This is a genomic window from Acinetobacter lwoffii (assembly GCF_019048525.1).
In the GTDB taxonomy this organism is placed as follows: domain Bacteria; phylum Pseudomonadota; class Gammaproteobacteria; order Pseudomonadales; family Moraxellaceae; genus Acinetobacter; species Acinetobacter lwoffii_K.
In genome coordinates this window covers 1,752,201-1,764,261 of the sequence record NZ_CP077369.1, presented here as the reverse complement: position 1 = coordinate 1,764,261, position 12,061 = coordinate 1,752,201, and the positions used below count along the sequence as shown (strand labels likewise).

The window sequence follows — 12,061 nt, the reverse complement described above, 5'->3', positions numbered from 1 at the left end:
CCAGATATTTCCACACCTTAAGCTTTTGATGATTTAGGCCAGATTTTCTTAATCAGGCTGATGACCAGCATGACCAGCAGACCCGCTAAAATTCCTACAGCGAAATTAATCAAGGTCGGCGTAACAGCACCCACAATGTTGCCAATGCTGGGAATATCCTGCACATAAGCAACACTGTCTTCAGTAAAGTGATGAATAAAAGGAATTGCATGGTTAATAATTCCACCGCCCACCAGAAACATCGCAGCGGTCCCAACAATGGAGAGAATTTTCATTAAGATCGGGGCAAATGCCAACAAGCCACGTCCTATTTTTTGTTTAAAATCGGACTGCTGTTCAGTCAGATGCAGACCGATATCATCCAGTTTGACAATCAGCGCAACAAAACCATAAACACCAATGGTCATCACCACCGCGATCAGGCTTAAAACAGTCACTTTGGTCAGCATCGAGGCTGCGGCGACCGTTCCCAAAGTAATCACGATAATTTCAGCAGACAGGATAAAGTCAGTGCGAATAGCACCTTTGACTTTTTCATTTTCAAACTGGTGCAAATCCATTTCTGTATGAATCAATTGCTCACGCGCCTGTTCCGCGTCCTTGGCCTTCGGTGTATGCAAGGTATGAATAATTTTTTCCACGCCTTCATAACATAGGAACAAACCACCCAGCACCAACAAGGGATTAATCAGCCAGCCTGCAATAAAGCTGATTAATAATGCCAGCGGCACCAAAATCAGTTTATTAACAAAAGAACCTTTGGCAACTTTCCAGACCACCGGTAATTCACGATCAGCCCGCACACCTGTCACTTGCTGCGCATTTAAAGCCAGATCATCACCAAGGACGCCTGCTGTTTTTTTTGCTGCCATTTTGCTCATGACAGCGACATCATCCAGAACAGTAGCAATATCATCTAATAATAACCTGAGTTCGACATAAAAAATAAATAAAAAAAAGCCTTAGCATCTGTAATATCTTGGTTACGAAGACAAAACATTTCAGAGCAAGGCTTTTTCATGGACTATATTACCGAATTATTTTGTATCTTGGATGATTTCTGCAAAAAGTTTAATGAATCTTTAGAGAAAGCTCTAATTTCTGATCAAAAAACAACAATGAAAAAGTCAGCTTTAAGCTTGTCTGAAGTCATGACCATTGTCATTTTATTTCATAAATCCGGGTTTAGATTTTTCAAATATTTTTATTGTCATATGATCATCCCATTTTGGAAATCAGCTTTTCCCAAGCTTCTTAGTTACAATCGTTTTATTGAAATTATGCCGCGTTGTTTGCAAGCTTTGAGTAGTTTCTTCCATCAAGTTAAAGGAGAAGATACCGGAATTTGTATTATTGATTCGACTAAATTGGTCGTTTGCCATAATCTTAGAATTAAAAGACATCGTGTATTTAAAGGCTTAGCTGGTCGTGGTAAAAGTAGCACAGGTTGGTTTTATGGATTTAAAGTCCATATTGTTATCAACAACTTGGGTGAAATTATTAATCTCAAGATTACATCGGGAAGTGTTCATGATGTTGCTGTACTTGAATCTTTAACCCAAGAGTTAAAAGGTATTTTACTGGGCGATAAAGGCTATCTGAGTAAAGCAAAAACTGAAGCTTTAGCAGCAAGGGGGCTCAGACTATTAACCCCGTCACGCAAGAATATGAAAAATAAACCCATCCAAACTGAAGAAGAAAAACAATTGCTTTGCAGAAGAGGATTGATCGAAACAGTGAATGATCAGTTAAAAAACTTACATCAAATTGACCATTCACGTCATCGTTCGGTGAATAACTTTATGGTGAATATTATGGCTGCTATAGTGGCTTATTGCTTAAATCCAAATAAGCCAACTTTCCAAAACTTGCTAAAAAGCTAAAATATTTCATCGAACTCAGGTTAATAGTAATAAACTGCTCGCCATACTTATTATCCTTATCTTCTTTCCAGATAGTTTAATCAAAATTCTTAAAAATATTGTATTCACTTGTTTAATTTATAAGATTTTTTTACGACAGCTTTTTTTCTGGCTGACAATCAAAAACAGAATGCCGTACAATGTTGCCATTCGTTAAAATACAGCTGTAGTACTGACTACCCTTTGGAATAGATAATGAGTAATCAAGATAATCGTCCAGTGATCTTGACGGGCGACCGTCCTACCGGACAACTCCACCTCGGCCACTTTGTGGGTTCATTACGCTCTCGTGTAGGTCTGCAAGATTCTCACCATCAACACTTGTTACTCGCCGATGCTCAAGCCCTAACTGATAATGCGGACAATTTTGAAAAAGTACGTCGTAACATTATTGAAGTGGCGACGGATTATCTGGCTGTCGGTATTGATCCAACTAAAACCACAATTTGTGTTCAGTCATGCTTACCTGCCTTAAATGAACTGACCATGCTATATCTCAACTTTGTGACTGTTTCACGTCTTGAGCGTAACCCGACCATTAAATCTGAAATCCAGATGCGTGGTTTTGAGCGTGATATTCCAGCCGGCTTCTTGTGCTACCCGGTGGCTCAAGCTGCTGACATTACAGCATTTAAGGCAACGGTTGTTCCTGTGGGTGAAGATCAAATTCCAATGATCGAACAGACCAACGAAATCGTGCGTCGTTTAAACCGTCAAATTGGTCATGACCTGCTACCAGAATGTAAGGCACTTCTTTCCAATGTTGGTCGCCTACCTGGTTTTGATGGTAAAGCAAAAATGTCGAAATCTTTGGGCAATACCATTGTGCTGGATGCGACAGATAAAGATATTAAGAAAGCCGTCAATGCAATGTATACCGATCCGAATCATCTGCGTATTGAAGATCCAGGTCAGGTCGAAGGCAATGTGGTATTTACTTATCTAGATGCCTTTGACCCAAATAAAGAAGAGCTGGAAGAGCTCAAAGCCCATTATCGTCGTGGTGGTTTAGGCGATGGTACAGTGAAAAAACGTCTGGAAAGTATTTTAAAAGAATTGATCGGCCCAATTCGTGAGCGTCGTATTGAACTGGCTAAAGATCCCGATTACATCATGGATATCCTGAAAACCGGTACGGATAAATGTCGCGATATTACCCAGGCGACACTGGATGAAGTTAAATCTGGCCTCGGTGTATTCCATTTTTAATTAGAAAAAATTGCTCTTAAAAGCTCTTCTGATGAAGAGCTTTTTTGTTTAAGCTAAAATTGCGCAAAAATGATGCAAATATCCCCACATAATCTTCATAGTTTTAACCTTATTTAACATGTATTAACATGAATACTGATGAGTCATATGAGAATGCATCCTATTATGATTGTATTCAGTAAGGAATCAGATTTAACTCTCTCCACAGTTAATGAAGTATTTTGAAAGACATTCCTTTTTCTACGCAATGACAACCCCAATCATTGCGTTTTTTTTGTTTATAGTTTTTCAAAATGCTAAAAAAATCCTGCGTTTAAGCAGGATTTAATCATGGCTAAGAATTAATAACTGAACAAGCCTTTTTCTAATGGTATTTCGATACCTAAAGAAACTCCGCTATCTCGACCATTTACCTTTGAATCACCGACCCATGCATTAATTTTAAGCGGCATTTCTGGACGGATATAATGTGACCAGGTCAAATCCAGTGCTTTAATCTCATCATTAAAAGCAAAAGCAGCATTATTAACGGCGGCTCGTTCCGATTGATTCACATCAGCAAAAAGTATACGACCCGATAAGCGGTTCATAAAATCAATACGAATGTCTCCACCCACGGAAATCATCTGCGCATCACCACCTAAAGCATGTGCTAAAGGATAACCATGCTGATAAAATCCATCGGTATAATTCGTATGGTTATAGGAAATACCTTGAACCTTGCCATTAGTACGGGTATCTACCCATTCTGTGTAGAGCTGATATGGCATATTTTTTACAGTGGAAGAATAGTCAATTCCAGCCAAATACATTTTTTTTGCAGGTAAGCCCCCAGCCTCATCCTCTCCTACATATTGAGCATATAGACCTACCGGAATTTGGGTAAGAGAAAATAAATTTAACCGCGCATCGAAGCCGGCAATCTGGTTAGATGGGTCTGGTTCACCTGTACCCCCATTATCTTTACTACCCACAAAAGCATCCCACAGCGAACTTAAACTTTCAGGTCGTCCTTCCCCACCCCACTGAATCGCACGCGAGGCACCAAGCTCTAAATAAGGTAAAGGCTGTGCTGTAACACGCAAACCAATCAATTTGGCGTCTGGAACTGCACTATAGTCATCGAGTTGACCGGCAAAAGCCTGATATTGCCACGGCCCAATCCAAGATAACCATTTATTTTCAAATGCTGTCTGTTCTGCACGTTGAACTGTAAAGCCATAGACTGGACGACTGGCATCACCACGAATCAAGCTGCCATCATGGCTTGGGCCCCAGTAAGTTGGAATCTGCCCAGCAATCAACCATTGATTCCAAAGTTTTCCTGCCAGATAAGAACCTTCAAGATTTACATCCTGATCATTATCAATTTGTGGATCTTTTTCAGCATTCACCCTGATCTTGGCATCCCAATTCGCACTGCCAGCATTAAACTCTAAAGCTGCCTGATATTGTGCTTTTTGCTGATCCCCGAAAGCCTGTGGAATATTTTTTTGATCGGTTTCTGCAAATACACCCAATTTTAGCTGTTGATTATCTGCCTTTAGTTTAGCCAGAACCGAATCGATTACACGCTGCTGTACAGTATTGCTGATCTGCGCATTTGATAAGGCTCGTTGAATTTCATCCCCACTCAGTGGCCAGGTTGAGGTACTGATTTGAATAACCCCTTGCTGGTTTAACCAGTTCAGATCAGCACGCAAATTTGCATCATTTAGAACCAGACCCTGAGCAAAAGCAGGAAGCGCAAGCGTAGTCAGCAATACACTCAATAATGTTTTTTTAGCAACATGGGATGAATATTCTCAAGTTTATTTTCTGCTTCACCATAATCGCTCCTATGTTAATTTTCAACGATTAAACTGTTGTTTTTTACTCAAGCTTTCAGATGTATCGACAAAAAATAACCCACACAATGGTGGGTTATTTTTAATTCAGCATTTAAGCATTTTTATGACGCATATGCGGGAACAAGATCACATCGCGGATACTTGCTGCATTGGCAAAGATCATCACCAGACGGTCAATACCAATACCCTCACCTGCTGTTGGAGGAAGACCGTATTCCAGAGCTTCGACAAAGTCTGCATCGTAATGCATGGCTTCATCATCACCAGCATCTTTTTCAGCAACCTGTGCCTGGAAACGTTCAGCCTGATCGATTGGATCATTTAGCTCCGAGAAGCCATTTGCCAGTTCACGACCGCCGATGAAGAATTCAAAACGGTCAGTAATGTGTGGATTGTGATCATTACGGCGTGCCAATGGAGAAGTTTCTGCTGGATATTCTGTAATGAACGTCGGCTGACGCAATTTGGTTTCTACGGTTTCTTCAAATACCATGGTTTGCAGTTTGCCCAGACCAAAACCTGGCTTCACTTGCTCTTTCAATTCTTCCTGAAGGAATTTTGCCAGGAACTCCCGGTCATTGACATTTTCAGGAGTAAATTGCGGGTTATTTTCCAGAATCGCATCGAACATTGAAATTTTCTTGAATGGCCCTTTGAAGCTATATACTTCATCGCCATAAGGCACGTCAGTCGTACCCAAGATATCAATCGCCAGACGCTCCAGCATTTGCTCGGTCAATTCCATCAAGTCTTTGTAATCTGCATAAGCCTGATAGAATTCGATCATGGTGAATTCAGGGTTGTGACGGGTAGAAACACCTTCGTTACGGAAGTTACGGTTAATTTCAAACACACGTTCAAAACCGCCGACCACCAAACGCTTTAAGTAAAGCTCTGGCGCAATACGCAAGAACAGCGACATGTCCAGTGCATTATGATGTGTTTCGAAAGGACGTGCCGATGCACCGCCTGGAATCACATGCATCATTGGCGTTTCAACTTCCATATAACGCTTTTCAGTCAGGAAGGCACGGATACCCGCTACGACTTTGGCACGAATCTCAAAAGTTTTACGTGTTTCTTCGTTAACAATCAGATCTAGATAACGTTTACGATACTTTACTTCAGTATCGTTCAAACCATGGAACTTGTCTGGAAGCGGACGTAATGATTTGGTCAGTAATTCAAAATGTTCGATGTGTACATACAAATCGCCTTTACCCGAACGGCCGATATAACCTTCGACTGCGATGATATCGCCAAGGTCCAGACCTTTAATGGTAGCCAGCACATCTTCAGCGAGTTCTTTACGCGCCACATACAGCTGGATACGACCTGTCATGTCCTGGATCACGATAAATGAACCACGGTTCAACATCACACGACCGGCAACTTTGACGTAGACCTTTTCGCCTGCTTCAATTTCTTCTTTAGATTTATCAGCGAACTGGTCTTGTAAATCCTGGGCATAATGCTCACGCTTAAAGGTATTCGGCCATGGGCTCTTACCTGTTTCTTGTGCCTGAGCTTCGATTTGCTTTAACTTGGCATGACGCTGTGCAATTAAATCGTTTTCGGAAATGATTTGTTCAGAAGTCGATTGAGCGTTATTTTGCGTCATCTCTGCCTCGAATAAGATTAGTTAAAAAATAGAAGTTGCATAGAATAGCAGAAATCCTTCTCAAATCGTAGCGCAAACACTCTCAGGAACCGGCTTTTCTTTGGAAAAATCCACTATCTTGCTATTTACACCATTCGGTTCAGCCCGTCTTTCACTCTTTTAAATTCCCTTTCTTCAAACTTATTGCAGCACCCAGCTGCTCTCAGTTGGGATTAAAGTCTAAACCAGACAAGTCTTATATAAATTCATTGCACTGCAAAACTCCGGCTTAGACCAATAGCTAACTGCCTTGTATACCCAGACGTTCTACAATGACACTCAGCTTCAAGATGATGTGCCAATCAACAAATAACCAATATGGCATATCCCATAAAAATGAGTAATGTACTATGTCTAAGATTTTGTTTATACATGGCTTAGATTCCTCCAGAGAATCCACCAAGTTCCATGCCATTGATGTGGTACACAAGTACTGTATCGATGTCGATTACCGAAATCTGAGCTATAGTTCGGTCGCCGAGTTTTATCATGAGATGATTGAAACCATCAAACCAGATATTCTGGTCGGCCACAGTCTTGGCGGTTATTGGGCACTGAAAATGTCACAGGCGTATCAAATTCCCTGTGTAGTGGCCAATCCCATTTTGCAGCCTAACTTCCGCGATGATTATCCGCCGATTGGGCATCACGATTTACAGCATGACATTCCTCAATTTGCCTATCTTGAACTGGGCGATGAAATTCTGGATATGCATGCGGTTCAGACACAACTTGAAGACTATATGCAAATTCAGGCAGTTGATGGCGGCCATCATCGTCTGGAACATCCTGAGCAAATTAATACGCTGATTCAGGAAATCGAAGATCATTTTATCAGGCAATAAAAAAGCCCCACAATTTCGGGGCTTTTTTTACAAAAAATTATGACTTAAGCAACTGCCGCTTCAGGCTGAGATTTGTCATCCAATACTGACCAGATATCCAGGCCTAATTCAGCATGCAGGTCAGGAAGATCAAGGAAGATACTTGCACCAAGTACTTCATGTTGACATTTTTGAGCCAGTTCATTCACTGCTTTTAAGGTTCCGCCACTTGCCAGAACATCATCCACAATAATTACTTTCTGGGACTGAACTTCCGCAGACATTTCTAAACGATCCAGACCATATTCCAGGCTATAACCCACACCGACCACTGGAGGTGGCAATTTACCTGCTTTACGCACCAACAATAAGCCTTTGCCTGTACGTTGTGCCAACAAGCTTGCCAACACAAAACCACGCGCTTCAACCGCAATAAAGCTTTCTACTTCTGCCAGTTTGTCAGCAGGAATGCTGGCAATCAAAGCGTCAGTCAATGGACCAATATTGCTCATGAAAAGTGGGGTCAAATCAAAGAAGCAAATTCCTGGTTTTGGAAAATCTTGGACCGTACGAATGTGAGACCACAAAGAAGTAGACAAATTGCTCATGGGAGATCTTAAAAAAAGAAAAGGAATATGGGAATTTTAAACCTATTTGAGTAGAGCGGACAAGCCAAGCTGCCTAATAAAAACCCGACATTTAATGACAAGATATTGATTTTATTATATTGATTTATTTTAAAAATATTTAATCCAGACTTTACTGATTCTAAATTACCTAAAAACTCAAGTTTTTACTGCACGACTTTGGTCTATCCCACAAGATAAACGCTCATTTTTGCCATCCTCAGCTTTTGATCCTTTAATCGCCTGCGCCAGAAAAGCTGATTGGCGTGATTTTCAGATAAATGAGGAATGTGTCGTCTATTCTGCTGCTAATTTCGCTGATTAAGCTTTTATTCACTTTACTTTCTGAATAGAACTGCGTAAAAATTTAGCCAAATATGTTCACTGTTAAAAAGTCATATTCTTTTAGAGTCTTGCCTTTTATGGATTTTAAGCTGACGCCTACAGTTGCTCAGTTTTGGAGAGTTACATGAGAAAGTTTCAATGCATCGTATGTGGATGGATTTATGACGAGGCAGAAGGTTGGCCTCAAGACGGGATCGTGGCGGGCACCAAATGGGAAGATATCCCCGATGACTGGACCTGTCCAGATTGCGGCGTGTCTAAAGTCGATTTCGAAATGATCGAAGTCTAATCACGTCCAGTTAAAGGCCATATCCATTATGGTCTTTTTTTATGCCCTTCTATCATTTATACAGCATGGAGCTCTACCATATGGAAACAACTATGCATCCTATCGTCATTATTGGTTCAGGTATGGCGGGTTATGCCGTAGCACGTGAATTTCGTAAACTCAATCCAGAACATGAATTGCTGATGATCTGTGCGGATGATGCGGTCAATTACGCCAAACCGACGCTCTCCAATGCTTTGGCTGGCAATAAAGCGCCTGAACAAATTCCATTAGGCGATGCGGCTAAAATGTCAGCACAGCTGAATATGCGCATTGAACAGCATACCTGGGTCAAGGCGATTCATCCGGAAGATCATCAGTTGGTTTTGGAAAAAGATGGCCAGGAAAGTACGCAACATTATAGCAAACTGGTATTAGCCATCGGTGCCAATCCGGTACGTCTGGCGATTGCCGGGGACGCTAGCGATGACATTCATGTCGTCAACAATTTAAGTGACTATAAAGCTTTCCGTAACAACCTGGCAGCACGTGAAGACAAACGTGTAGTGATTTTAGGTGCAGGCCTGATCGGCTGTGAATTTGCCAATGACCTGCAAAATACCGATCATCAGGTTACCGTCATTGATTTAGCGCCTCAGCCGCTTGGCCGTTTATTGCCAGAACATGTTGCTACTGCATTCCAGAAGAATCTTGAAGAAACCGGCATTCACTTTGTCTTGGGCACAACAGTCGAAAAAGTCTCTCGTGCGGACAATGGGGATTATCTGGTCACGCTGGCCAACGGTCAGTCTTTGGTCGCTGATGTAGTGTTGTCTGCGGTGGGCTTACAGCCGAATATTTCTTTGGCGAAACAGGCAGACGTACATACCAGTCGCGGAGTTTTGACCACCGCACAACTGGAAACCAACCAAGCCGACATCTATGCTGTAGGTGACTGTGCCGAGGTCAATGGAACTTTATTGCCTTATGTCATGCCGATCATGCAACAAGCCCGCGCTTTGGCAAAAACCTTAAACGGTGAACATACCGCTGTACATTATCCGGCTATGCCAGTGGCAGTCAAAACGCCTGCTGCACCTTTAACGGTATTACCTGCACCAGTTGATGTTGATGTCACCTGGGAAACTGAAGAGTTTGACGATGGCATGCTGGCTAAAGCGCTCGATGCTAACGGCACCTTACGTGGTTTCGTGCTTTTGGGCGCCACTGCAGCCAAACAGCGTCTGGCCTTGACCAAACAGGTTCCTGACTTGATTCCTGCTGCGGTTTAGAGGTTTAATAGCAAGGATATTTTTTAAACGAAATATCCTTTAATTAGGACAGCGACTATGTACAGCGCAGCACAGTTTAATCTTTCCCCTTATACCTCGTTCATGCATGAAACCAAGGTCGATCTTGGCAATGGGATCCAGCTACATGTCGAGGTTGGTGGAAATCCGGAACATCCCACCATTTTGCTGATTATGGGGCTGGGTGGGCAAATGCTGTACTGGCCTGACTTTTTCTGCAAATCACTGATTGACAATGGTTATCACATCATCCGTTTTGATAATCGTGATATTGGCCTGTCTTCAAAAGTCCATCACAAAGGTCCACGCCTGAATACCCTGAAAATGATGAGCCGTTTTGTACTGGGTCTGGGTAATCAGGGTGCACCTTATGATCTTTACGATATGGCTGAAGATGTCAGTCTGTTGATTGAAAAAATGCAGCTGGAACAAGTCTATGTGCTGGGTGCTTCGATGGGCGGTATGATTGCCCAGATTCTGGCCGCGCGTTATCCGGACAAAGTCAAAAAACTGGGCTTACTGTTTACCAGTAATAACCAGCCGATGTTGCCACCGCCCTTCCCTAAGCAACTCTTTAGTTTGATTGACAAACCGGCTTCAACAGATGAAGATGGCATTGTTGATCATAGTTTGAAACTGTTTAAGATCATCGGCTCACCAGGTTATGTCAATCATCTGGAAGCGGTGCAGACCGCCCGTAAATTATATAAGCGAAGTTACTATCCTGCTGGTGTACTTCAACAGTTTTTAGCAATATTATGTACAGGCTCATTGCTGCAACTGGACAAGCAAATCAAACAAGAAACCCTGGTGGTCCATGGTTCTCGAGATCGATTGCTGCCTCCTAGCCATGGCAAGGCTGTTGCGAAAGCAATTTCAGGGGCTAAATTTGAATTAATTGATGGAATGGGGCATGATATCCCACCGCATTTTATTCCATATCTTAGCGAATTATTTGCTGATCATTTTAAATCATAAACATTAGGACACTATGGCTGCATTACCATCCCTAAGACAGCTGTCATACCTCGTAACACTGTCAGAGACGCTACACTTTACAGAAGCTGCTCGCCGCTCCTTTGTCACCCAGTCAACCTTGTCTGGCGGCATCATGGAGCTGGAGCGTTTACTCGGTGGCGTACTTGTTGAACGCGACCGCCAGAATGTTCGTTTAACGCCTCTTGGTGAACAAGTGGTTGCACGCGCACGTGTTCTACTGGCCGATGCTCAGGACCTAATGCGTTTAAGTCGTGAGATGAGTGAACCTTTAACCGGTGATCTACATCTCGGCGTCATTCCAACAATTGCACCTTTCCTATTGTCCCAGCTGCTGGATGAAGTGCATAAGCAATTACCAAAAATCCAGTTGCATCTGCATGAAGCGCAAAGTGAAAAGATTGTAGAAAAGCTGGAACATGGCAACCTGGATATGGTGGCTTTGGCATTGCCTTTCGACACCCGTGGTCTGAAAGTTGCTGAAATTGCCAAAGAGAATCTGTATCTGGTTTACCAAAAATCTGATCAGCATGCTGCACAAGCAAACTCTTTAGAAGATCTGGATCTGTCTCGCCTGATGTTACTTGAAGAAGGTCATTGCCTGCGTGATCATGCCTTGAGTGCCTGCCCGATTGGTGAGCGTAAAAATGATCACCGTTTAAAAGCCAGCTCACTGCCGACTTTAATCGAAATGGTGTCTGCAAATCTGGGCTTTACCCTGCTGCCTGAAATTGCGATCCATACCAATATGATTAAAGGCAATCCTGAGATTCAGGTAAAAGCGATCGATTCAGCCCCAAGTCGTACCCTGGCATTGGTAACCCGTAAAAGCACACCGCTGCAAAGCGAGTTTGATGTGCTATTACAGATTTTCCAGAAAATCACTCAGCACGATGCTGCCTGATCTATAGATAATAAAAAGGAGCACATGTTGCTCCTTTTTTATATCTTGAATTGAATGCATCCAGTCCGCCTAGAAACTTAGAATCTCTACATTTCAGCTAAATTACTATTCTTTGGGATAGGCATTTTCATCTGCCTGATTCACAGT

General features: G+C 42.3%; 11 protein-coding genes. 7 read left to right on the top strand and 4 right to left on the bottom strand.

Annotated features, from left to right (window positions below):
- Positions 1 to 17 precede the first annotated feature (17 nt).
- A complete protein-coding gene (locus tag I6L24_RS08145) occupies positions 18 to 947 on the bottom strand; it encodes a DUF808 domain-containing protein (RefSeq protein ID WP_216986624.1) in 930 nt (309 codons plus the stop codon).
- Positions 948 to 1,019: 72 nt separating this feature from the next.
- On the opposite strand from I6L24_RS08145, the gene I6L24_RS08140 reads away from it, so the two are divergent.
- A complete protein-coding gene (locus I6L24_RS08140; RefSeq protein WP_004729973.1) occupies positions 1,020 to 1,883 on the top strand; it encodes an IS982 family transposase in 864 nt (287 codons plus the stop codon).
- A 234-nt stretch (positions 1,884 to 2,117) separates the two neighbouring features.
- The gene (gene trpS / locus I6L24_RS08135; protein ID WP_004279419.1) at positions 2,118 to 3,131 is read left to right on the top strand and encodes a tryptophan--tRNA ligase; all 1,014 of its coding nucleotides are present in this window, start codon (positions 2,118 to 2,120) and stop codon (positions 3,129 to 3,131) included.
- Between the two features lie 341 nt (positions 3,132 to 3,472).
- Here trpS and I6L24_RS08130 read toward each other — a convergent pair whose 3' ends face one another.
- Both I6L24_RS08130 and lysS read right to left on the bottom strand, forming a co-directional pair.
- A complete protein-coding gene (locus I6L24_RS08130) occupies positions 3,473 to 4,894 on the bottom strand; it encodes a capsule assembly Wzi family protein (RefSeq protein ID WP_004730284.1) in 1,422 nt (473 codons plus the stop codon).
- A 178-nt stretch (positions 4,895 to 5,072) separates the two neighbouring features.
- Entirely contained in the window at positions 5,073 to 6,602 is a 1,530-nt protein-coding gene (lysS, locus tag I6L24_RS08125) for a lysine--tRNA ligase (protein ID WP_004730285.1), read from the bottom strand.
- Between the two features lie 389 nt (positions 6,603 to 6,991).
- Here lysS and I6L24_RS08120 point away from each other — a divergent pair, with 389 nt between their 5' ends.
- Entirely contained in the window at positions 6,992 to 7,486 is a 495-nt protein-coding gene (locus I6L24_RS08120) for a YqiA/YcfP family alpha/beta fold hydrolase (protein WP_004730287.1), read from the top strand.
- A 44-nt stretch (positions 7,487 to 7,530) separates the two neighbouring features.
- On the opposite strand, the gene I6L24_RS08115 is transcribed toward I6L24_RS08120, so the two are convergent.
- A complete protein-coding gene (locus I6L24_RS08115; RefSeq protein WP_004279416.1) occupies positions 7,531 to 8,073 on the bottom strand; it encodes an adenine phosphoribosyltransferase in 543 nt (180 codons plus the stop codon).
- Between the two features lie 487 nt (positions 8,074 to 8,560).
- Between I6L24_RS08115 and rubA the strand changes: the two genes are divergently transcribed.
- The 4 genes from rubA to oxyR all read left to right on the top strand — a co-directional run bounded on the left by rubA (position 8,561) and on the right by oxyR (position 11,914).
- The gene (rubA, locus tag I6L24_RS08110; RefSeq protein ID WP_004279415.1) at positions 8,561 to 8,725 is read left to right on the top strand and encodes a rubredoxin RubA; all 165 of its coding nucleotides are present in this window, start codon (positions 8,561 to 8,563) and stop codon (positions 8,723 to 8,725) included.
- A gap of 92 nt (positions 8,726 to 8,817) precedes the next feature.
- Complete coding sequence (gene rubB, locus I6L24_RS08105; protein WP_034435999.1) at positions 8,818 to 9,996, top strand: rubredoxin reductase RubB; 1,179 nt, start codon at positions 8,818 to 8,820, stop codon at positions 9,994 to 9,996.
- A 57-nt stretch (positions 9,997 to 10,053) separates the two neighbouring features.
- Positions 10,054 to 10,992, top strand: coding sequence for an esterase EstB (gene estB / locus I6L24_RS08100; protein ID WP_004646272.1), 939 nt, complete (start codon positions 10,054 to 10,056; stop codon positions 10,990 to 10,992).
- Between the two features lie 13 nt (positions 10,993 to 11,005).
- The gene (gene oxyR / locus I6L24_RS08095) at positions 11,006 to 11,914 is read left to right on the top strand and encodes a LysR family transcriptional regulator OxyR (RefSeq protein WP_004279412.1); all 909 of its coding nucleotides are present in this window, start codon (positions 11,006 to 11,008) and stop codon (positions 11,912 to 11,914) included.
- The last annotated feature ends 147 nt before the right edge of the window (positions 11,915 to 12,061 follow it).

Coding starts and splice junctions, on each gene's coding strand:
- I6L24_RS08140 (WP_004729973.1), top strand. CDS start 1,020: ATGGACTATATTACCGAATTATTTTGTATCTTGGATGATTTCTGCAAA.
- lysS (WP_004730285.1), bottom strand. CDS start 6,602: ATGACGCAAAATAACGCTCAATCGACTTCTGAACAAATCATTTCCGAA.
- trpS (WP_004279419.1), top strand. CDS start 2,118: ATGAGTAATCAAGATAATCGTCCAGTGATCTTGACGGGCGACCGTCCT.
- rubB (WP_034435999.1), top strand. CDS start 8,818: ATGCATCCTATCGTCATTATTGGTTCAGGTATGGCGGGTTATGCCGTA.
- estB (WP_004646272.1), top strand. CDS start 10,054: ATGTACAGCGCAGCACAGTTTAATCTTTCCCCTTATACCTCGTTCATG.
- oxyR (WP_004279412.1), top strand. CDS start 11,006: ATGGCTGCATTACCATCCCTAAGACAGCTGTCATACCTCGTAACACTG.
- I6L24_RS08115 (WP_004279416.1), bottom strand. CDS start 8,073: ATGAGCAATTTGTCTACTTCTTTGTGGTCTCACATTCGTACGGTCCAA.
- rubA (WP_004279415.1), top strand. CDS start 8,561: ATGAGAAAGTTTCAATGCATCGTATGTGGATGGATTTATGACGAGGCA.
- I6L24_RS08120 (WP_004730287.1), top strand. CDS start 6,992: ATGTCTAAGATTTTGTTTATACATGGCTTAGATTCCTCCAGAGAATCC.